Origin of the sequence: Streptomyces sp. NPDC006294 (assembly GCF_042870895.1) — a bacterium.
Taxonomy (GTDB): Bacteria; Actinomycetota; Actinomycetes; order Streptomycetales; family Streptomycetaceae; genus Streptomyces.
In genome coordinates, this window is record NZ_JBIAHV010000003.1 from 68435 (window position 1) to 87761 (window position 19327).

21 protein-coding genes are annotated in these 19327 nt (G+C 71.0%); 13 read left to right on the forward strand and 8 right to left on the reverse strand.

Going from position 1 to position 19327, the window contains the following annotated elements; genetic code table 11:
- Positions 1 to 22: 22 nt before the first annotated feature.
- Complete coding sequence (locus ACFYOP_RS05785) at positions 23 to 931, reverse strand: aminoglycoside phosphotransferase family protein (protein ID WP_356898704.1); 909 nt, start codon at positions 929 to 931, stop codon at positions 23 to 25.
- 234 nt (positions 932 to 1165) lie between these two features.
- On the opposite strand from ACFYOP_RS05785, the gene ACFYOP_RS05790 reads away from it, so the two are divergent.
- The 3 genes from ACFYOP_RS05790 to ACFYOP_RS05800 all read left to right on the forward strand — a co-directional run bounded on the left by ACFYOP_RS05790 (position 1166) and on the right by ACFYOP_RS05800 (position 2699).
- Positions 1166 to 1618 (forward strand): helix-turn-helix transcriptional regulator, encoded by a 453-nt coding sequence (locus ACFYOP_RS05790; RefSeq protein WP_356898705.1) that lies wholly within the window; start codon positions 1166 to 1168, stop codon positions 1616 to 1618.
- 30 nt (positions 1619 to 1648) lie between these two features.
- On the forward strand, positions 1649 to 2236 hold the full coding sequence (locus ACFYOP_RS05795; protein WP_356898706.1) for a hypothetical protein: 588 nt from the start codon (positions 1649 to 1651) through the stop codon (positions 2234 to 2236).
- 121 nt (positions 2237 to 2357) lie between these two features.
- The gene (locus ACFYOP_RS05800) at positions 2358 to 2699 is read left to right on the forward strand and encodes a DUF2516 family protein (RefSeq protein ID WP_356898707.1); all 342 of its coding nucleotides are present in this window, start codon (positions 2358 to 2360) and stop codon (positions 2697 to 2699) included.
- 123 nt (positions 2700 to 2822) lie between these two features.
- Here ACFYOP_RS05800 and ACFYOP_RS05805 read toward each other — a convergent pair whose 3' ends face one another.
- The 3 genes from ACFYOP_RS05805 to ACFYOP_RS05815 form a co-directional block, all read right to left on the reverse strand.
- Positions 2823 to 4061, reverse strand: coding sequence for a SpoIIE family protein phosphatase (locus ACFYOP_RS05805; protein ID WP_356898708.1), 1239 nt, complete (start codon positions 4059 to 4061; stop codon positions 2823 to 2825).
- A gap of 261 nt (positions 4062 to 4322) precedes the next feature.
- On the reverse strand, positions 4323 to 5420 hold the full coding sequence (locus ACFYOP_RS05810; protein WP_356898709.1) for an NlpC/P60 family protein: 1098 nt from the start codon (positions 5418 to 5420) through the stop codon (positions 4323 to 4325).
- Positions 5421 to 5708: 288 nt separating this feature from the next.
- Positions 5709 to 6494 (reverse strand): class I SAM-dependent methyltransferase, encoded by a 786-nt coding sequence (locus ACFYOP_RS05815; RefSeq protein ID WP_356898710.1) that lies wholly within the window; start codon positions 6492 to 6494, stop codon positions 5709 to 5711.
- Positions 6495 to 6715: 221 nt separating this feature from the next.
- Between ACFYOP_RS05815 and mshA the strand changes: the two genes are divergently transcribed.
- From mshA to ACFYOP_RS05830, 3 genes are all read left to right on the forward strand, one after another.
- Positions 6716 to 8059 (forward strand): D-inositol-3-phosphate glycosyltransferase, encoded by a 1344-nt coding sequence (gene mshA / locus ACFYOP_RS05820; RefSeq protein ID WP_356898711.1) that lies wholly within the window; start codon positions 6716 to 6718, stop codon positions 8057 to 8059.
- A gap of 35 nt (positions 8060 to 8094) precedes the next feature.
- Entirely contained in the window at positions 8095 to 8604 is a 510-nt protein-coding gene (locus ACFYOP_RS05825) for a YbjN domain-containing protein (protein ID WP_356898712.1), read from the forward strand.
- A gap of 132 nt (positions 8605 to 8736) precedes the next feature.
- The gene (locus tag ACFYOP_RS05830) at positions 8737 to 8994 is read left to right on the forward strand and encodes a hypothetical protein (RefSeq protein WP_388450931.1); all 258 of its coding nucleotides are present in this window, start codon (positions 8737 to 8739) and stop codon (positions 8992 to 8994) included.
- A 74-nt stretch (positions 8995 to 9068) separates the two neighbouring features.
- Here the strand turns inward: ACFYOP_RS05830 and ACFYOP_RS05835 are convergent, their stop codons facing one another.
- Positions 9069 to 10490, reverse strand: coding sequence for an MFS transporter (locus tag ACFYOP_RS05835; protein ID WP_356898713.1), 1422 nt, complete (start codon positions 10488 to 10490; stop codon positions 9069 to 9071).
- A gap of 155 nt (positions 10491 to 10645) precedes the next feature.
- Here ACFYOP_RS05835 and ACFYOP_RS05840 point away from each other — a divergent pair, with 155 nt between their 5' ends.
- Both ACFYOP_RS05840 and ACFYOP_RS05845 read left to right on the forward strand, forming a co-directional pair.
- Entirely contained in the window at positions 10646 to 11407 is a 762-nt protein-coding gene (locus tag ACFYOP_RS05840) for a phosphoglyceromutase (protein ID WP_356898714.1), read from the forward strand.
- Positions 11408 to 11853: 446 nt separating this feature from the next.
- Positions 11854 to 12429: a hypothetical protein gene (locus tag ACFYOP_RS05845; protein ID WP_356898715.1), complete on the forward strand. Its 576-nt coding sequence runs from the start codon at positions 11854 to 11856 to the stop codon at positions 12427 to 12429.
- A 314-nt stretch (positions 12430 to 12743) separates the two neighbouring features.
- Here the strand turns inward: ACFYOP_RS05845 and ACFYOP_RS05850 are convergent, their stop codons facing one another.
- Both ACFYOP_RS05850 and phoU read right to left on the reverse strand, forming a co-directional pair.
- Positions 12744 to 12893: a hypothetical protein gene (locus ACFYOP_RS05850; protein WP_356898716.1), complete on the reverse strand. Its 150-nt coding sequence runs from the start codon at positions 12891 to 12893 to the stop codon at positions 12744 to 12746.
- A gap of 115 nt (positions 12894 to 13008) precedes the next feature.
- The gene (gene phoU, locus ACFYOP_RS05855) at positions 13009 to 13686 is read right to left on the reverse strand and encodes a phosphate signaling complex protein PhoU (RefSeq protein ID WP_356898717.1); all 678 of its coding nucleotides are present in this window, start codon (positions 13684 to 13686) and stop codon (positions 13009 to 13011) included.
- Positions 13687 to 13884: 198 nt separating this feature from the next.
- Here phoU and ACFYOP_RS05860 point away from each other — a divergent pair, with 198 nt between their 5' ends.
- The gene (locus ACFYOP_RS05860) at positions 13885 to 15141 is read left to right on the forward strand and encodes an ATP-binding protein (RefSeq protein WP_356898718.1); all 1257 of its coding nucleotides are present in this window, start codon (positions 13885 to 13887) and stop codon (positions 15139 to 15141) included.
- Positions 15138 to 15818 (forward strand): response regulator transcription factor, encoded by a 681-nt coding sequence (locus tag ACFYOP_RS05865; RefSeq protein WP_356898719.1) that lies wholly within the window; start codon positions 15138 to 15140, stop codon positions 15816 to 15818. The genes ACFYOP_RS05860 and ACFYOP_RS05865 overlap by 4 nt, the downstream gene beginning before the upstream one ends.
- Positions 15819 to 15943: 125 nt before the next feature.
- On the opposite strand, the gene ACFYOP_RS05870 is transcribed toward ACFYOP_RS05865, so the two are convergent.
- On the reverse strand, positions 15944 to 16609 hold the full coding sequence (locus ACFYOP_RS05870; protein ID WP_356898873.1) for a DUF461 domain-containing protein: 666 nt from the start codon (positions 16607 to 16609) through the stop codon (positions 15944 to 15946).
- A gap of 560 nt (positions 16610 to 17169) precedes the next feature.
- Here ACFYOP_RS05870 and ACFYOP_RS05875 point away from each other — a divergent pair.
- The 3 genes from ACFYOP_RS05875 to ispF all read left to right on the forward strand — a co-directional run bounded on the left by ACFYOP_RS05875 (position 17170) and on the right by ispF (position 19183).
- Positions 17170 to 17652 (forward strand): CarD family transcriptional regulator, encoded by a 483-nt coding sequence (locus tag ACFYOP_RS05875; RefSeq protein WP_003953493.1) that lies wholly within the window; start codon positions 17170 to 17172, stop codon positions 17650 to 17652.
- A 300-nt stretch (positions 17653 to 17952) separates the two neighbouring features.
- Positions 17953 to 18690: a 2-C-methyl-D-erythritol 4-phosphate cytidylyltransferase gene (gene ispD / locus ACFYOP_RS05880; protein ID WP_388450935.1), complete on the forward strand. Its 738-nt coding sequence runs from the start codon at positions 17953 to 17955 to the stop codon at positions 18688 to 18690.
- The gene (gene ispF / locus ACFYOP_RS05885) at positions 18680 to 19183 is read left to right on the forward strand and encodes a 2-C-methyl-D-erythritol 2,4-cyclodiphosphate synthase (RefSeq protein WP_356898875.1); all 504 of its coding nucleotides are present in this window, start codon (positions 18680 to 18682) and stop codon (positions 19181 to 19183) included. The genes ispD and ispF overlap by 11 nt, the downstream gene beginning before the upstream one ends.
- The last annotated feature ends 144 nt before the right edge of the window (positions 19184 to 19327 follow it).

Here is a 19327-nt window from a genome sequence, read left to right on the forward strand (position 1 = left end):
CCCTCCCGGGCCGTCAGGCCGCTCAGCGCGCAGCGGCGTCAGTGAGGATCGCTTCAAGGCGTGCCCGGCATTCGGCGACGAAGGCGGGGAACGTGTGCCAGTAGTACGAGACTCCACTGACGCCGACCGCGACGGCCCAGGCACGGGCGCGGGTCCAGGTCACCTCGTCGAGGTCCAAGGCGTCCCGGTAGGCCTGCCGTGCCTGCGGCGGGAAGTCCCAGATGGTGGCGTGCTCGGCGTCGGGGAAGCCGACGGAGAGTCCTCCGAAGTCGATGACCGCGTGGAGCCTGCCGTCCCGGGCCAGGAGGTTGGTCGGCTTGAGGTCGCCGTGGAGCCACACGTGAGGCCCGGCGGGCTCCGGCAGGGCGAGCGCTGCTCGCCACAACTGCTCCAGAGTGTCGACGTCGAGTTCGGAGCCCACGATGGTCCGGCACTCGTCGAGACACCCGCTGACCCACTCGTCGCACGGCACCGGGCTGCCGCCGCGGTACCAGCTGAGGCCGTCGGCGCGAGTCGCTCCCATGAGGTCGATGCGATGGAGCTCCCGCACGACCGCCGCCAGGTCGGCTCCGAAGGCGGCCCAGTCCCGGACGGTGTCGGGGCCGGCCTCTTCGCCGTCGATCCAGCGGTGGACCGACCAGACCAGCGGGAAGGCGTCGGTGGGCGTCCCGGCGTGGACGGGCTCGGGGATCGGACACGGCAGGAGGGGCGCCAGGCGGGGAAGCCATTCCTGTTCCTTGCGCAGGGAAGGTCCGTGGTCGGCGGTGCGTGGAAGCCGCACGAGCAGGTCGTCGCCCAACCGGTACATGGTGTTGTCCGTGCCCGCGCCCGCGGGCGACAACGGCAGGTCGGCCCACTCCGGGCGCTGCGCCTTCAGCAGTGACCGGACGAGCGTCTCGTCGCCCGGGATCTCATTCGCGTGAAGCGTCACGCCCGGCAGTCTGACCGCCGGGTGGGGCGGGAGGCCAGCGAGTTTTCGCCGGCTCCCTGCTCGTCGACGTCGCTGTCCGGAGTGGCCATGAGTCGAACGCTGGAGCAGCACCCCCTCGCCGTCACCGGGGTTCCGTGCGGTCTCAGTGCCTCAGTAGGCCGGGCGAGTGTTGCGAGGAACACTTTTGCAAGCAGGTGCTTGCAAAAGTTAGCAAGCGCCGGGCATCATCGGCATATGGCATCGCTCAACGTCGGCAATCTTGGTGAGTACCTCCGCGAACAGCGGCGCACCGCGCAGCTGTCCCTGCGGCAGCTCGCCGACGCCGCCGGGGTGTCCAACCCGTATCTGAGCCAGATCGAGCGCGGGCTGCGCAAGCCGAGCGCGGAGGTCCTCCAGCAGGTCGCCAAGGCCCTGCGGATCTCCGCGGAGACGCTGTACGTGCGGGCCGGGATCCTCGACGAGCAGGAGCGGGACGAGCTGGAGACGCGTGCCGTCATCCTTGCCGACCCCTCCATCAACGAGCGCCAGAAGCAGGTGCTTCTGCAGATCTACGAGTCCTTCCGCAAGGAGAACGGGCTCGAGACCGCCGGCGTCGCGGACGCGTCGCCGGACGCCGCCCAGGACACCGCCGCTGACGGCCCCCGCACGGCCGACGAGCCGGGCGATGCCGGACCGAAAACGAAATGAACTGATCTGCGTTCCGGGAGGACCACAGTCATGGCCATCACCGATGACCTGCGTAAGACCCTCACCGACCCGACCCCCCTCTACTTCGCCGCCGGTACCGCGGACCTCGCCGTTCAGCAGGCCAGGAAGGTGCCGGTACTGATCGAGCAGCTCGCCGCCGAGGCGCCGGCCCGGATCGACGCCGTGCGCAACACGGACCCCAAGGCCGTGCAGGAGAAGGTGACCACGCAGGCCAAGGAGGCGCAGGCCACCGTGCAGGCCAAGGTCGCCGAGGTGTTCGGCACCTTCGACACCGACCTGAAGAAGCTCGGCGAGAGCGCTCAGGACCTGGCGCTGCGCAGCGTCGGCGTGGCCGCCGAGTACGCGGTCAAGGCGCGTGAGACGTACGAGAAGGTCGCCGAGCACGGCGAGCAGACGGTGCGGGCGTGGCGCGGCGAGGCGGCGGAGGAGATCACCGAGATCGCCGTCGCAGTCGAGCCGCAGTCGGAGCCCGCGGCCTCCGCCGGCTCCGCGACGGCCACGGAGCCGGAGGCCGCGGAGGCCAAGAAGCCGGCCGCCCGCAGGACGACGGCACGCAAGCCGGCCGCCAAGAAGAGCACGCCGCCGGCCGGGAAGTGAGCGATGCGCGGGCGCCGCGGTGACGCGGCGTCCGGCACGTTCATCGCGCCCGGGTGCCCCACAGAGGTACCTTGGCCGACGAGGCAGGTGACACCAACCCACTCAATAGGCGGTGCTGAGGATGCTGGCTGACAACTTCGACTTCGGACTCTGGATGATCGTCAGTCTGGTCTTCCTCGTCACCTCCGTGGCCGCGTTCGTCATGGCCGCCCTGGCCCGTGAGGACGCCTATCGGGCCGCCGACAAGAAGACCAAGCCCTTCTGGATGGTCGTCCTCGGCGTCGCGGTCGCCGTGAACCTGTTCATCCCCATGCTGTTCCTGCAGATCGCGGGCCTGATCGCCTCGATCGTGTTCTTCGTCGACGTGCGCCCCGCGCTGCAGCAGACCTCGGGAGGCGGCGGCAGGCGCTCCGGCGGTTCCAGCAGCGACGGCCCGTACGGCCCGTACAACGGCGGCCGGTAACCGCACCGCACGGCACCGTGGCCGATGGCAGCTCCCGCCTCAGCGGCGGGCGGTCCGCCGACGGTGGACGCTCCGGCTCAGCGGCGGGCGCGACACCGGCTCAGCGGCGGGCGTCACACCGCCTCAGCGGCGGGCGTCGTTCCGGCTGAGCAGCAGCACCGCCACGTCGTCCGTCAGGTCGCCGCCGTTGAGCTCGCGGACCTCGCCGACGGCCGCCTCCAGCAGCGCTTCGCCCTCCAGGCCGGCCGCGAGCTGGCGGTCGATCATCGAGACCATGCCTTCCTGGCCCAGTCGCTGCTTGGTGTCCGGGCCCTTGCGGCCCTCTATGAGCCCGTCCGTGTACATCATCAGGCTCCAGGAGCCGCCCAGCTCCACCTGCCGGCGCGGCCAGCGGGCGCGCGGCAGCAGGCCCAGTGCCGGGCCGCCGTCGTCGTAGGGCAGCAGCTGTGCCGCACGGCCGTGGCGGGCGATGAGCGGGCTGGGGTGGCCGGCCAGGCACAGCCCGGCGCGGCGCCCGTCCGGCGCGATGTCCACGGTGCAGAGCGTCGCGAAGATCTCGTCGCTCTCCCGCTCGTGCTCCAGCACCTGCTGGAGTGTGGAGAGCAGGTCGTCGCCGCACAGGCCGGCGAACGTCAGCGCCCGCCACGCGATCCGCAGCTCCACGCCGAGCGCCGCTTCGTCGGGGCCGTGGCCGCAGACGTCGCCGATCATGGCGTGGACCGTGCCGTCCGGGGTGCGGACGGTGTCGTAGAAGTCGCCGCCGAGCAGGGCGCGGGAGCGGCCGGGGCGGTAGCGCGCCGCGAAGCGCAGGTCGGAGCCTTCCAACAGGGGGGTGGGCAGCAGGCCGCGCTCCAGCCGGGCGTTCTCCTGGGCGCGCAGCCGGGACTCGGCGAGTTTCACCTGCACGCTGTCGGCCCGTTTGCGCTCCACCGCGTACCGCACCGCGCGGGTCAGCAGGCGTCCGTCGAGCTCCTCTCGCACGAGGTGGTCCTGGGCGCCGAGCCGTACCGCCTCCGCCGCCAGCTCCACGTCGCCGGATCCGGTCAGCGCCAGCACGGCGTGCCGGGGCGCGAGGCGCAGGACGTGCTTGAGCGCGCCGAGGGCGTCGTCCTGCGCGCGGCCGGGCAGCGCGAGGTCGACGATGACGCAGTGCACGTCGTCCGTGAGCAGCCGTTCCGCCTCGGTGAGATTCCGGGCGGTGCGGATCCGGACGCGCGTGCCGGTGTCGTCCAGCAGCTCGGGGACGTTCAGGGTGCCCGCGGGGTCGTCCTCGACGACCAGAAGCGTCAGGTCGCCGCCGGCTCCGCCGGGGGCGCTCTCCGCGACGGGGACGTTCCTCTGTCGCGGTACGGGTACGGGCATCGGTGCTGTTCCTTCCCTCCCCCCGAGGGCGGGCAGGGCGACGATCGACGTCCCGCCAGACGGGGACCATAGCGGTACGGGGCAGCCGAACGGAATGGTGATCAGCAAAGAGCCGTTGGCATATGCCGCGCATGGGGGCGTAGTTGCCAGGTGCGGCATGACCAACATCACCCGGCCTGCCCCTATTGCCCCGATCCCCACGTGGCGCGCGTCACGCGGGGACGTACCGCCGTACGGTGCAGGAGTCCTCGGTGGTCTGCGTCACTTGTCGGGGCGTACGACCCCGAGGATGGACATGGAGCCGGCGCCCGCGACGGTCACGTGTCTTCCCGGTCGAGGCGCGTGGATTATCGTGCCGTTGCCGGCGTACATGCCCACATGGCTGGCGTCCGAGTGGTAGATGATCAGATCGCCGGGCCGCATGTTCTTGATGTCGATCCGGGGCAGCAGCCGCCACTGCTCCTGCGAGGTGCGCGGGATGCCCCGCCCCGCCGCGGCCCACGCCTGTGACGTGAGTCCGGAGCAGTCGTACGAGCCCGGGCCCTCGGCGCCCCACACGTACGGCTTGCCGAGCTGGCGCGTCGCGAACTCGACCGCCTTGCGGCCCTGTTCGCTCGCGGTGCCGCCGACGCCCTGCAGGATGCCCGAGTCCAGCCAGGCCGACTGGGCCCTCTGCTGCGCCTGCTGCTCCAACTGCCGCAGTCGCGCCAGCTCCTCCTTCTCGAGCCGGTCCTCCAGCTTCTTGGCCGCGGCGATCTTCTCCTTGATCTCCTTCTTGGCCTTTTCCTTCTTGGTGCGGTTGCTCTCCAGCCGCTCCCACTGGGCGCTGGCGTCCTTGGTGTAGGTCGCAAGATCGGCCTGGGTCCGGGTCAGTTCGGTGATGAGGTCCTTGGTGGCCTTCTGGCCCTGCTGTATCCGGCCGACGCCGTCCAGGAAGAGCTGGGGGTCGTCGACGAGCGCCAGCTGAGCCTCCGGCGGCAGGCCGCCCCCTCGGTACTGGGCACGGGCGGCGGCGCCCGCCCGGTTCTTCAGCTCTTTGATCCGGGCCTGCCCCTTGGCCATCTCCTGCGCCAGCTTCACGATTTCGGCCGACTGCTGCTGCGTCTGCTCCTCCGCGAGGTTGTACGCGTCGGTCGCGGACGCCGCCTGGCGGTACAGGCCGTCTATCTGCAGGCGGACTTCCTCGAGCGACGAGTTCGCCGCGGGCGGGGCGGGCGGCGCGGGCGCGTTCGGCTGTGTGACGGACGCCGGGGTCGTCGGGGCCGGCTCAGGGGCCGCGAAGGCCGGCCCGGGAGACGTCAGCAGCGTCAGAGCGCAGACCAGTGTGATCGCGGCAGTGGCACAGTGGCGTCGGTTCACGACTCCCCCTTCGGACGAGCGCCTGGCATCCGGCCGCTGTGCGGAGCGAGTCGGATGTGATTAACCGTCAGTAACTTCTGAGTGACGACGTGATGGTGTCATGACGCACGCAAAAGTGACAGAGTCGATCGGCAGTTCGGCACGCGCATCACCCCCACACATCACCCCGCCCCACAGCGCGCCCGCCGATCCCCTCTCCTCGACTGACGAGCAACGCACCGCGTGCGTGCCCGTGTTCGGCCGGTTCACCCGATCGTGGCGCAGGCGCTCCTCGTCCCGATTACCGGATTATCCCGGCTTCGGGGCAAGCGCCGCCCATTCCACCGTGACCTCGCCCTGCCGCCACCGTCTCCGGTCGTCCGTCACCGGCCACGCGCCCGCCAGATCCGTCACGGCCCTGATCCAGCGCTGCCGCGCGCCGAGTGAGGCGTACGGAGCGGCGGCCGCCCACGCGCGGTCGAAGTCCCGCAGGAACGCGTGCACCGGCTCGCCCGGCACATTGCGGTGAATGAGCGCCTTGGGCAGCCGCTCGGCGAGGTCGGAGGGGCGTTCGAGTGAGCCGAGCCGGGTCGCGAAGGTCACCGTCCGCGGCCCCTCCGGGCCGAGCGCCACCCACACGTGCCGCCGCCCGATCTCGTCGCACGTCCCCTCGACCAGCAGCCCGCCCGGCGCGAGCCGGTCGCACAGCCGAGCCCACACCGCGGCGACCTCGGACTCGTCGTACTGGCGCAGCACATTCGCCGCCCTGATGAGCACCGGCCGGTCAGCCGTCGGCACCTCGAAGCCGCCGTGGCGGAAGGTGAGCCCGTCGCGCTCGTACGGCTCGGCGGCGGCGACCCGGGCCGGGTCGATCTCGATGCCGACGACCCGGCACCGCGGATCCGCGGTGCGCAGTCGCCGCAGCAGCTCGACCGCGGTCCACGGGGCCGCGCCGTAACCGAGATCGACCGCGACGGGTGCGCAGTCGGCGCGGCGCAGGGCGGGGCCGTGCGCGTGGGCGATCCAGCGGTCCATGCGGCGCAGCCGGTTGGGGTTGGTCGTCCCGCGGGTCGCGGTGCCGACGGGGCGGTTCATGGCAGCGAGGGTATGCGGTCGCACCGGCGGGCGGCCGACCCGGCCGCTCCCTCCCGGCGGCCGGACGAATGCGAGGTGCAAGAGGTGCGGCGGCAGCAGAAGGTAACGATTCGGCAAAGTGGCCCCAGTGGGAAATGGAATTCGCCCCTCCGCTGTTACGAGACCGTGCGGGACCCGCTTGCCCCGCACCTAGCCGTGCCCGCAGCGAGAGGACCGCCGCCGTGAGCCAGTACGTGTCCCGCCTCGGCAGCAGCCGGATGGCACCGCGTATCCGCTTCCCCGGCGGCCACCGCAAGCCGCGCAGGGTCGCGATGCTCAGCGTCCACACCTCCCCCCTGCACCAGCCGGGCACGGGCGACGCGGGCGGCATGAACGTGTACATCGTCGAGCTCGCCAAGCGCCTCGCCGCCATCAACGTCGAGGTGGAGATATTCACCCGGGCCACCACCGGTGGGCTGCCGCCCGTCGTGGAGCTCGCTCCCGGCGTGCTCGTACGGCATGTCGACGCCGGGCCCTACGAGGGCCTGGCCAAAGAGGACCTGCCGCCCCAGCTGTGCGCCTTCACGCACGGCGTGATGCAGGCGTGGGCCGCCCGCCGCCCCGGTCACTACGACCTGGTCCACTCGCACTACTGGCTCTCCGGCCATGTCGGCTGGCTGGCGGCCGAGCGGTGGGGCGTCCCGCTCGTGCACGCCATGCACACGATGGCCAAGGTGAAGAACGCCGCGCTGGCGGAGGGGGACACCCCCGAGCCGGCCACGCGCGTGATCGGCGAGACCCAGATCGTCAACGCCGCGGACCGGCTCATCGCCAACACCGCGGAGGAGGCCGGCGAACTCGTCCGCTTCTACGACGCCGACCCCGCGAAGGTCGCCGTCGTCCACCCGGGCGTCAATCTGGACCTCTTCCGCCCCGCGGACGGCCGCGCCGCCGCCCGGGCCCGCCTCGGGCTCCCGCAGGACGCCTTCATCCCCGTCTTCGCCGGCCGTATACAGCCGCTGAAGGCCCCCGACATCCTGCTGCACGCCGTGGCGACCCTGCTGGAACGCGACCCGTCACTGCGCAGCCGCATCTTCGTGCCCGTCGTCGGCGGCCCCAGCGGCAGCGGGCTGGCCAAGCCGGAGGGGCTGCAGAAGCTGGCGGCCAGGCTGGGCATCGCGGACGTCGTCCACTTCCGGCCGCCGGTCGACCAGGAGCGGCTCGCGGACTGGTTCCGCGCCGCCTCCGTGCTGGTCATGCCCTCGTACAGCGAGTCCTTCGGCCTCGTCGCCATAGAGGCCCAGGCCGCGGGCACGCCGGTGATCGCGGCCTCCGTCGGCGGCCTCCCGGTCGCCGTCCGCGACGAGCGCACCGGCTTCCTGGTGCCCGGGCACAACCCGGCGCACTACGCGGACGTGCTGGCCTCTTTTGTGCGCGACCCCTCCCTGACGGACCGGATGGGCGAGGCCGCGGCTCTGCACGCGCAGTCGTTCGGCTGGGACACGGCGGCGTCGACGACGGCGGACGTCTACCAGGCCGCCATGTACGAGCACCGCCGCCGCACCCGGGCCGCGACGCACCACTGACGTACGGCCGCGCACCACTGACGTACGCTCGCCCCATGTCTGACGTGCAGCAGGTGACACGGGTCATCGAGCAGACCTTCAAGGACGCGGACCTGGAGTGGGAGAGCCCGGACACCGGCTCCTACGTGGTCAAACTCCCGGGCACCCGGAAGCTGTCGACGACGTGTTCGTTCCTCGTCGGCAAGCACTCGCTCTCCGTCAACGCCTTCGTCGTCCGTCACCCGGACGAGAACGACGCGGCCGTCCACCGCTGGCTCCTCGAACGCAACCTCAAGCTGTACGGGGTGAGTTACGCGATCGACTCCCTCGGCGACATCTACCTGGTGGGCAGACTCCCGCTGTCCGTGGTCACGCCCGACGAACTCGACCGGCTGCTCGGCTCGATCCTGGAGGCGGCGGACGGCTCCTTCAACACGCTGCTGGAGCTGGGGTTCGCGAGCGCGATCCGCCGTGAGTACGAGTGGCGTGTCTCGCGCGGCGAATCGACCCGCAACCTGGACGCGTTCAAGAACCTCACGCAGCGCCCCGCGAACGGGCCTGCCTGACGCGGTTCCCCGCCCGGCGTGCATCACCCCGGCCGGCGAGCGACACGGACGGGCGCCGCATCGCGAGCGGGGTGCCCCCGGCCCGCTCCGGCACGCCGGCACTCGCCTGCCTCTCCGCCGACCTGGTGTTCCGTGGACGAACGGGCTCACCTCGCGGGGCGTCTCTGCCCCGGCGGCCAGGACGCGGTCCGGGGCATCGCCGAGGCGGTCACCGGCCACGCGGACGATCGCGCTCCGACGGACACCGGCGAGCAGGCACAGATGATGCGCGACTCGACGGACGCGATCCGCCTGCACTTCGCCGAGGCCGACCAGCGGTCTTCTACGGGATGGCCATCGCTCTGGCCCTCGCCTTTCTGTGTGCGCTGCGGCACCCGGGGAGACGGGTGACGGCCGAGCCGGCAGGCGCCGGGGAGGCCGCGGGAGGCTCGGACCGCGCCCGCTGGACCCGGGCGGGGGCGGGCTCAGCCGCCGATGGGCTCCGCCTTCTCGACGGCGACCGGTGCGGCCTCCAGCTGCCCCGCGTCCGCCTGCGCGGCACCGCTCCGCCCGGCGCCCTTCTGTACGGCCCCCTGCCCGGCGTCCTTCAGGCCGGCGTCTTTCAGCCCGGCGTCCTTCTTCACCGCGCCCTTCTTCACCGCGTCCTTCTTCGCGCCGGCGCCAGGTCCGTCGTGTTCCGCCAGTGCCCGCCGCAGCAGCACCGTGTAGCCCACCGCGGCCACCGCGCCGACCACGGCGCAGCCCATCCACAGGATGTCCGGCCCGGGTCCGTCCACGATCCAGCCCGCGAGGAGCGGGGCCACGAAGCCCGCCACCGCCCATGACATGCCCATCACGCCCTGGTAGCGGCCGCGCGCGTGCTCGGGGGCGAGTCGGGCGGTCGCGGCGGCGTTGGTCGGGACGTGCACCATCTCGCCGATCGTCCACACCACCACGGTCGCCGCGAACACCAGAGGCGTACCGGCGAGAGCGGTCGCCCCGGTTCCGACGGCGAACAGCAGGGAGGAGACGGTGAGCAGCACGGCCGGCGAGCGCTTGTCCGTGATCTTGTTGACGAGGAGCTGAAGGGCGACGATCACCATGCCGTTGACGGCGATGACCATCCCGTACGAATCGGCCGACAGCCCCTCGCCGGCCATGGTCAACGGCAGACCGACCCACGGGGCGGTGAAGATCAGGCAGACCAGCAGGTTCAGCAGGACCAGGGTGCGGAAAGGGGAGTCCTTCAGCACGTCGAGCACGGTCACCCGCTCCTCCTCGACCGTCTCGCCGGCGCTGTCGACCCGGGTCTTGGGGCGGGTCTCGCCGAGCCGGAGGAAGACGATCAGCGCGCACAGTGCCGTCGCGACGGCGTCGACGACGAACAGGGTCCGGTAGCCGAGGAAGATCGCGGCGCCACCGCCGAGAGCGGCGACGGCGAAGCCCAGGTTGAGGGCCCAGTAGTTGAGCGCGAAGGCCCGGCGCAGGTCCGGCTCCGGCACCATGTCCGCGATCATGGCGCTGATCGCCGGCCGCACGGCCTGCATCGCCACGCCCATGAGCAGCACCACGACCGCGATGGCCCAGGCGCTGCCGACCACGGCGAGCGCGGCGGCGCACGTCCCGCCGGCCAGGTGCATCGAGATCATGGTGGGACGCCGTCCCCACCGGTCCGTGAGCATCCCGCCCAGCGGCGACCCGGCCACGCCGCCGAGTCCGTGCAGCGCGATGACGAGACCGGCGTACCAGGCCGAGTAGCCGAGTTCCTGCGTCAGATACAGCGACAGGAAGGTGAGGACGAACGCGCCGGTGCGGTTCACGAGCGTCGAGGTCCACAGCCACCAGAAGCCCTGCGGCAGACCCGAGACTGTCGCACGCGCCGGGCGGACGAGCGAAGCGATGGACATACGGGAGCCCCCCACGGCTGTAATGGTCTCAATAAGCAACCGCAAGTTACTGAGAGCGCGGCTCCCGCCGCCACTCAATTGACGGCTACCGTCAAGCGAGTCCGCTCCTCGGGCAGCCGCGCGGCGCTCCGGGGGAGTCGATTAGGCTCGGGCGCATGGCCGACGCACCGTACAAGCTGATCCTCCTCCGCCACGGCGAGAGCGAATGGAACGCGAAGAACCTGTTCACCGGCTGGGTGGACGTCAACCTCACGGAGAAGGGCGAGAAGGAGGCAGTCCGCGGCGGTGAGCTGCTCAAGGACGCCGGCCTGCTCCCCGACGTACTCCACACCTCGCTCCAGAAGCGCGCCATCCGCACGGCGCAGCTCGCGCTGGAGTCCGCCGACCGCCACTGGATCCCGGTCCACCGGACCTGGCGGCTGAACGAGCGCCACTACGGCGCCCTCCAGGGCAAGGACAAGGCCCAGACGCTGGCCGAGTTCGGCGAGGAGCAGTTCATGCTCTGGCGCCGCTCGTACGACACGCCTCCGCCGGTCCTCGCCGACGACAACGAGTTCTCGCAGGCGAACGACGCCCGCTACCAGACGATCCCCAGCGAGCTGCGCCCCCGCACCGAGTGCCTCAAGGACGTCGTCGAGCGCATGCTGCCGTACTGGTACGACGGCATCGTCCCCGACCTCCTCACCGGCCGCACGGTCCTGATCGCCGCCCACGGCAACAGCCTGCGCGCGCTGGTCAAGCACCTGGACGGCATCTCCGACGCGGACATCGCCGGCCTGAACATCCCGACCGGCATCCCCCTCGTCTACGAGCTCGACGCCGACTTCAACCCGGTCAACCCGGGCGGCACCTACCTCGACCCGGCGGCGGCCGCGGCGGCGATCGAGGCGGTCAAGAACCAGGGCAAGAAGAAGTAGCCTTTGCGATCATGCCCCCGAGCTGCGCTTATGGCGCGGATCGGGGGCATGTGCCTGAGCGCGTGCATGCCGTGCTCCCGAGCGGGGGCGTGTTCGCGGCTTTGCCTTCGGGATGACGCCGACCTTGGCCAGCGCGCTGCGGGCGGTCTTCGTTCAGCGCATGCGCCAGACATGCCCACCGAGGGGACCGGTGAAGATCAGGCGCTTGGCTGGCGTGTGCACCCGGCATGGGCGATCGATCGGGCGTCGGTAAGCCCAAGCAGCAGTTCCCGGCAGGTGGTTCACTGCAGGTGGAGGAGCCGTTTCGGCCGGTGAGCATTCTGGGCCGGTTCTGTCGCGGCCTGCGCATGGCCTTCCGTACCTGCCCGACATCCGGGATGTGAAGGACCGGTAGGTGTCGAAGTTGTGAGTGACGGGCTGTCGGTGGCTGCTTCTACTGTTGCCTCATGGGGAACTATTTCCAGACCGTCGTCGATCTCGACGCCACGCATGCGGACGCCCGGACCCTGGCAGACAGCGGACTCGACTGGCTGGTGAGGGAGGGGATAGTCCGGGCCGAGCTCACCGACTGTGTTCTCGGGGCGCCGTCGGGGCATCCGCCCGGTCCCTCTTGGGCCAAGGCGGTCGGTCAGGAGGACTGGGAGCCCAGCGACGGACTCAGGGTCGAGACCGGCCGCACCGTATTCAACTGCGGCCAGGGCGAACCCATGTTCGCGGTGTGCCCCCGTTGTGCCGGTCGGGCGGATTTCTACACCGACCGGCTGGAGGAGATTGAGGGCGCGTGGGAACCCTTCAGTGAGGCCATCAGCACCTGGAGCGACACAGGCAGCGCGGCAGTCGCCTGCCCGCATTGTCGGCGCCCTGGTGACCTGACCGCGTGGACGTGGTCGGATGACTACTTCGCCTTCGGATATCTCGGTTTCGAGTTCTGGGACTGGCCCGACTTCAGCCCCGGCTTCCTCGAAGGTCTCTCACGCGCGCTCGGGGGGCATCGCACGGTCCTCATGGAAGGCAAACTCTGAGGGAGCCGGAGTTCGTGCGTCGTCCCGCTTCGGACGGCTTTTCAGGGAGAGGGCCTTCCCGCCGCCCTGAACAGCCCCCGCGTAGCACCCTCAACGCGAGCGGCGCGACGGTGCCCCGGTCGCGCGGGCGGCTCCCCATGCCCCTCCCCGAACGCGCTCAGTCGTGGCCGCACCGCATCCCCCGGCTCCGACAACGGGCCGGCTCCGACAACGGCCCGGTTCCGCGGCGGCGCGCGGCGTGCGCGGGCACGTGGTGCGCCAAGGGCCCCGTCCGATGCCGGACGGGGCCCTTGGCGCACCAGGTGCGCGGAGTGTCAGCCGCAGCAGCCGCCGCACTGGCACGGCGCGCCGGACTGGCAGCCGCAGCCGCAGCCGGCGCCGCAGCCGCAGGCGCCGAGGACGGGCGGGAAGACCGCGTCGTGCGGGGTGTCCTGCCGGGGGTCGGTTGTGGGGGATTCGGCCATGGGTCCCTCCTCAAGGGCGTATGGGAATGCCGCCACGCCCATTGCAGCCCCGGCGGGCCGGGCGCATCAACGGCGCATCCGCGCAGGCTCCGGACGTGCGCCCCCTGCCGCGCCGCTACGCGCCCTCCACCGTGGTCTGCTGCTGCAGCTCGTCCGCGTGCTCGCCCGTGACCAGGTACACCACGCGCTTGGCCACCGACACGGCGTGGTCGGCGTACCGCTCGTAGTAACGGCCGAGCAGGGTGACGTCGACCGCGGTCTCGATGCCGTGCTTCCAGCGGTCGTCCATCAGATGCTGGAAGAGCGCGCGGTGCAGCAGGTCCATCTCGTCGTCGTCCTGCTCCAGCTGGAGCGCGAGGTCGACGTCCTTGGTGATGATGACCTCCGCCGCCTTTGCCATCAGGCGCTGCGCCAGCTGTCCCATCTGGAGGATCGTGGCGTGCAGGTCGTCCGGCACGGCGCGGTCGGGGAAACGCAGCCGGGCGAGCTTGGCCACGTGCTGGGCCAGGTCGCCCGAGCGCTCCAGGTCGGCGCTCATCCGCAGCGACGTGACGACGATCCGCAGGTCCGTGGCGACCGGCTGCTGCCGGGCCAGGAGCGCGATCGCCCGTGCCTCCAGCTCGTGCTGGAGGTCGTCGACCTTCTGGTCGGCGGCGATCACGGTCTCCGCGAGCTTGAGGTCGGCGTCGAGCATGGCCGTGGTGGCGCGCCCGATCGCCGACCCGACCAGCCTGGCCATCTCGACCAGGCCCTCGCCGATCGAGTCCAGTTCCTCGTGGTACGCGTCACGCATGGGTGTCCCTCTCTTGATGCGACCGGGGTCCGGGTGGGGCTCGGAACCCCCACGCTCCCACGGTCGGCCGGTCAGGAGTCCGTGAGCTCCATCCCAAATGAATCAGTACTTTCTCCTTGGTGAACTCTGGGCGACGACTGTTCGAGGTGCCACCCGTTTGGCTGGGAGTGTGCCCCGGAGCACGCATAACCTGAATGCATGGACGTGAACGCGGCTGTTGCCGCAGCGGCTGCGATCGCCGGTCTCTGCACCGGTGTCATCGCCATGCTGGCGTTCCGCTGGAGCGAGCGCGAACAGAGCCGCCCCACCCGGAGCTCGCTGCACACCGACGCGGTGCTTCCGCCCGGTGTCGACACCGTCCTGTCCGTCCTCAGAAGCTCCGCGGTCGTCCTCGACGAGTCCGACTCGGTGGTGAAGGCCAGCTCGGCGGCGTACGCCCTCGGTCTGGTCCGCGGCGGCAAGCTGGCCGTCGAACCGATGCTGCACATGGCCCGCGACACCCGCCGCGACGGCGAGATACGGCAGGTGGAGCTCGATCTGCCGCGCCGCGGCACCGGGCGCGGCGAGGCGCTGGCCGTCTCCGCCCGCGTCGCGCCCCTCGGCTCCCGGCTGGTCCTGCTTCTCGTCGAGGACCTGACGGAGGCCCGCCGGATAGAGGCAGTACGGCGCGACTTCGTCGCCAACGTGAGCCATGAGCTCAAGACCCCGGTCGGGGCGCTCTCCCTGCTCTCCGAGGCGGTCATGGACGCCTCGGACGACCCCGAGGCGGTCACCCGCTTCGCCGGCCGGATGCAGATCGAGGCGACCCGGCTCACCAACCTCGTACAGGAGCTCATCGACCTCTCCCGGGTGCAGAACGACGACCCGCTGGAGGACGCCGAGCCCGTGCGGGTGGACGAACTGGTCGCGGAGGCCATCGACCGCTCCCGGCAGACCGCGTCGACCAAGCAGATCACCATGGCCGCGGGGGCCGCCCCCGACCTGCGGATATGGGGCAACCGCGGCAAGCTCGCCGCCGCTCTCGGCAATCTGGTCGAGAATGCCGTCAACTACTCGCCGGCCCGCACCCGGGTCGGCATCTCCGCCCGTCGCGTCAACGCACCCGGCGGCGACCTGATCGAGATCGCCGTCACCGACCAGGGCATCGGGATCTCCGAGAAGGACCGCGAGCGGATCTTCGAGCGGTTCTACCGCGTCGATCCCGCCCGCTCCCGCGCCACCGGAGGCACCGGCCTCGGACTGGCGATCGTCAAGCACGTGGCCGCCTCGCACGGCGGAGAGGTCACGGTGTGGAGCTCCGAGGGACAGGGCTCCACCTTCACCCTGCGACTGCCTGAGGCGGGCGCAGCGAAAGACCGCGCAACCAGCGGCCGGGATCGCGTCGACGAGGACGACGACCGGCCTTACGACACCGATCCCAACAGCGAAATCCCTGCCCCGGAGGTCCTTCCGTGACCCGAGTGCTCGTCGTCGAGGATGAGGAATCCTTCAGCGACGCCCTGTCCTACATGCTCCGCAAGGAAGGCTTCGAGGTCGCGGTCGCGGCCACAGGCCCCGACGGACTCGACGAGTTCGAGCGCAACGGCGCCGACCTCGTGCTCCTCGACCTGATGCTGCCCGGCCTGCCGGGCACCGAGGTGTGCCGCCAGTTGCGGAGCCGCTCGAACGTGCCCGTCATCATGGTGACCGCCAAGGACAGTGAGATCGACAAGGTCGTCGGGCTGGAGATAGGAGCCGACGACTACATCACCAAGCCCTACTCCACGCGGGAGCTCGTCGCCCGCATCCGCGCGGTACTGCGCCGCCGCGGCGAGCCGGAGGAGGTCACGCCCGCCGCCCTGGAGGCGGGGCCCGTGCGGATGGACGTGGACCGTCACGTCGTCACCGTCTCCGGCGGCAAGGTCGACCTCCCTCTGAAGGAGTTCGACCTGCTGGAGATGCTGCTGCGCAACGCGGGCCGGGTGCTGACCCGGATGCAGCTGATCGACCGGGTGTGGGGCGCGGACTACGTGGGAGACACCAAGACCCTCGACGTCCATGTGAAGCGTCTGCGCGCCAAGATCGAGCCGGACCCGGGTGCGCCGCGCTATCTGGTGACGGTCCGCGGCCTGGGGTACAAGTTCGAGCCGTAGGCCGCTGCCGCCGGTCGGTCCGTACGCACGGGAGGGCCGTGCGTACGGGGGCTACGGAAGAGACGTACGGAAAAGGGGGCGCCCGCCGGTCTCGGCGGGCGCCCCCTTTTCCGTACGTCCACGGGTCAGTGACCGGCGCCGTCCGTCGCGGTGGCTTCGTCGGACGGGGCGGCCTCGCCCTCGCCGCCCGCGGCCTCGGAGCGCGCCGGGTCGGTCTCCGTGGCGGCGGGGCTGCCGGACGGCGACTGCTCCGGGGACTGCTCCGGCGGGCTGGGGATCTCGCTCGGGCCCCACTCCTTGAAGTAGTTGGTCGCCGGGGCGACCAGCGCCCGCACGTTCACGTTGCCGGTCTCGCTGAACCGGAAGACGACCTCGCGCATGACGCCGTGGTCGAGCTCCTGGCTGCCGTTCTCGATGACGGCGGTCGCGTTGCCCTCGCCGCCGATGACGACACTGCCCTGCGCGGGGACGGAGACGGAGCCCGATCCCTCCGCGGGGGTCAGCTTCACCTGGGCCTTGGAGCCCGGCAGCGAGATCGATTCCAGCGTCTGCGGCTTGTCGCCCTCGTTGAAGATCGTCAGGCTCACGGCCGCCGGGCCCTGGGCGTCCGGCTTCGGCTGGGTGATGACGGTCACGTTCTGCAGTTTCAGGCTGTCCACCGCGACCGCGGCGTTGTCCGGCCTGACCCCGAGGGTCTGCGCGTCGTTGCCCGCACCGCAGGCGGAGAGCGAGGCGATCGAGAAGACGATGGCAGCGCCGGCGAGGGCACCGCGTCGAAGGCTGCTGCTCACGGCTGCGGCTTCTCCTTGTACGTACGGACGGGTGGTGGCTGTCACCGGCTGATCGCGTGCCAGCACCGGCTCAGGTTACCGAGCCGCCGATCACGTCCCGCACCCGACCCGCCCTTTGCCGGCACGGGTGAGGACGAACGGCCGGGGGCGCCGTCCGGCCGACGCGCCGGACCGGTGTGTTCACAAAACCACGGTGATCAATTTCCGGGGTCGCCACACATTCCTTACGAATACCCGTCGTTGATCAATTCAGGATTCTCGGGAGCGTCCGCCCGAACGGGTGAGCGGCGGCCGAACGGAGTACGGAAAGCTCACCATCAAGAACCTGGCAAATCGGGACGTTTGGTCTCTTGAGAGGCGGGCGCGGGGGGTGAAACGGCCGTGTTTCCGTCCGCCCGCGCAGCCGCTCCGACCTGCGAATACCGCACTCCGGAAGTCGTCCGCAGCACGTTCGTGTCGCTGTTGTCAAGCCCCGAGATATGCCCTGACCTGCGAAAACGCCATTCAGAAGAAGCTGTATCCGTGTTACCCTGGATAGCCACGGAAGGGGTACCTGTCACATGACGTTCAAGGTTGGCGACACCGTGGTCTATCCCCATCACGGGGCCGCGCTGATCGAGGCTATCGAAACTCGCCAGATCAAAGGCGTGGACAAGACCTACTTGGTGCTCAAGGTCGCCCAGGGCGACCTGACGGTTCGCGTACCGGCGGACAATGCGGAGTTCGTCGGCGTTCGCGATGTGGTCGGCCAGGACGGACTGGACCGGGTCTTCGAGGTGCTTCGCGCGCCGTACGCCGAAGAGCCGACGAACTGGTCCCGTCGCTACAAGGCAAATCTCGAGAAGCTCGCCTCCGGCGATGTCATCAAGGTCGCCGAAGTGGTGCGTGACCTGTGGCGCCGCGAGCGTGAGCGCGGGCTGTCCGCCGGCGAGAAGCGGATGCTCGCAAAGGCGCGCCAGATCCTGGTGAGCGAGCTCGCCCTCGCGGAGAACACCAACGAGGACAAGGCCGAGGCCCTGCTCGACGAGGTCCTCGCGTCCTGACGCACGGCAATGCCGCAGTGCCCGCCGACACGCTGTGAAATCACTACTGTGAACTCCAGCCTGCCGCCGGGCGCTGCGGCATGTGTACGACGCGGTATGCGCACGGCGGTCTCGCTCCTGACGGATCAAGGCCGCCTTCGCCGTACGTACTGTCGTGCCGGGCCCGGGCGGCTGGCGTAGACCTGGTCACGGAAGGGTCCGGTCAAGGCGTCGCGCCCGGCACTGCCCCAACCTGCGGCCGGGGCACGCCCAGGCCATACCCATGTCGGCTGAGGAAACAAACCTGCCGGAGTGCAACCGATGTCTGACGATTCGCGCCACCACCGCACCGCCGCCGTGATCCCGGCGGCCGGCCGCGGCGTACGGCTGGGCCCGGGCGCCCCGAAGGCGCTCCGCGCGCTGAACGGCACACCCATGCTCGTCCACGCCGTCCGCGCCATGGCCGCCTCGCGTGCCGTCTCGCTCGTCGTGGTGGTCGCACCTCCCGACGGCGCCCCGGAGGTCAAGCTGCTCCTGGACGCGCACGCCCTGCCCGAGCGGACCGACTACCTCGTCGTGCCGGGGGGTGACAGCCGCCAGGAGTCCGTGCGGCTCGGCCTCGACGCGCTGCCCGACGACATCACCGCCGTGCTCGTCCACGACGCGGCCCGCCCGCTGGTGCCCGAGGAGACCGTCGACGTGGTCGTCGCGGCCGTGCACGGCGGTGCTCCCGCCGTCGTGCCCGCGCTGCCCCTCGCGGACACCGTCAAGCAGGTCGAGCCGGCCGCCAAAGGAGAGCCGGAGCCCGTCGTCGCCACTCCCGACCGGGCGGTGCTGCGGGCCGTGCAGACCCCGCAGGGCTTCGACCGGGACACCCTCGTCCGCGCCCACGACACGGTCACGGACAATGTCACCGACGACGCGAGCATGGTCGAGCAGCTGGGCCTGCCGGTCGTCGTCGTCCCCGGCCACGAGGAAGCCTTCAAGGTGACCCGGCCGCTGGATCTCGTACTGGCCGAGGCGGTACTCGCCCGGAGAAGGGCCAACGATGGTTTCTGAGCCGCTGCGCCTGCCGCTGGTCGGCATCGGCACCGATGTCCACGCCTTCGAGAAGGGGCGCGAACTGTGGTGCGCCGGGCTGCTCTGGGAGGGCTCCGACAGCGACGGGTACGGTCTCGCCGGCCACTCCGACGGTGACGTCGCCGCCCACGCCGCCTGCGACGCCCTCTTCTCCGCGGCCGGCGTCGGCGACCTCGGCGCCCACTTCGGCACCTCCCGGCCCGAGTGGTCCGGCGCCTCCGGGGTCGCCCTGCTCACGGAGGCCGCGCGGATCGTGCGCGCGGCCGGGTTCGAGATCGGCAACGTCTCCGTTCAGGTGATCGGGGTGCGCCCGAAGATCGGCAAGCGGCGCGACGAGGCGCAGAAGGAGCTGTCCGCCGCGGTCGGCGCGCCGGTCGCCGTCTCGGGGACCACGACCGACGGGCTCGGCCTGACCGGCCGGGCCGAAGGACTCGCCGCCATCGCGACGGCGCTCGTCGTCAGGAACGACTGACGGGAAGGGCTGACGCGTTACGGCTGGCACGGAACGACTGGGGGGCACCGGGCGCGCACCGGCATCGCCGGGCCGCCGGGTGCGCGTCACGCCGCAGCCGTGCCCCGGAAGGGGTATCGAGGCACTACCACGCGCCCACTACCC

Bases quoted from the DNA above. Each gene is read 5' to 3' on its own strand.
- ACFYOP_RS05825 (WP_356898712.1), top strand. From the start codon at position 8,095: ATGTCTGACGTGCAGCAGGTGACACGGGTCATCGAGCAGACCTTCAAG.
- ispF (WP_356898875.1), top strand. From the start codon at position 18,680: ATGGTTTCTGAGCCGCTGCGCCTGCCGCTGGTCGGCATCGGCACCGAT.
- ACFYOP_RS05860 (WP_356898718.1), top strand. From the start codon at position 13,885: ATGGACGTGAACGCGGCTGTTGCCGCAGCGGCTGCGATCGCCGGTCTC.
- ACFYOP_RS05875 (WP_003953493.1), top strand. From the start codon at position 17,170: ATGACGTTCAAGGTTGGCGACACCGTGGTCTATCCCCATCACGGGGCC.
- ACFYOP_RS05805 (WP_356898708.1), bottom strand. From the start codon at position 4,061: ATGCCCGTACCCGTACCGCGACAGAGGAACGTCCCCGTCGCGGAGAGC.
- ACFYOP_RS05850 (WP_356898716.1), bottom strand. From the start codon at position 12,893: ATGGCCGAATCCCCCACAACCGACCCCCGGCAGGACACCCCGCACGAC.
- ACFYOP_RS05800 (WP_356898707.1), top strand. From the start codon at position 2,358: ATGCTGGCTGACAACTTCGACTTCGGACTCTGGATGATCGTCAGTCTG.
- ACFYOP_RS05835 (WP_356898713.1), bottom strand. From the start codon at position 10,490: ATGTCCATCGCTTCGCTCGTCCGCCCGGCGCGTGCGACAGTCTCGGGT.
- ACFYOP_RS05840 (WP_356898714.1), top strand. From the start codon at position 10,646: ATGGCCGACGCACCGTACAAGCTGATCCTCCTCCGCCACGGCGAGAGC.
- ACFYOP_RS05790 (WP_356898705.1), top strand. From the start codon at position 1,166: ATGGCATCGCTCAACGTCGGCAATCTTGGTGAGTACCTCCGCGAACAG.
- ispD (WP_388450935.1), top strand. From the start codon at position 17,953: ATGTCTGACGATTCGCGCCACCACCGCACCGCCGCCGTGATCCCGGCG.
- ACFYOP_RS05795 (WP_356898706.1), top strand. From the start codon at position 1,649: ATGGCCATCACCGATGACCTGCGTAAGACCCTCACCGACCCGACCCCC.
- ACFYOP_RS05845 (WP_356898715.1), top strand. From the start codon at position 11,854: ATGGGGAACTATTTCCAGACCGTCGTCGATCTCGACGCCACGCATGCG.
- phoU (WP_356898717.1), bottom strand. From the start codon at position 13,686: ATGCGTGACGCGTACCACGAGGAACTGGACTCGATCGGCGAGGGCCTG.
- ACFYOP_RS05815 (WP_356898710.1), bottom strand. From the start codon at position 6,494: ATGAACCGCCCCGTCGGCACCGCGACCCGCGGGACGACCAACCCCAAC.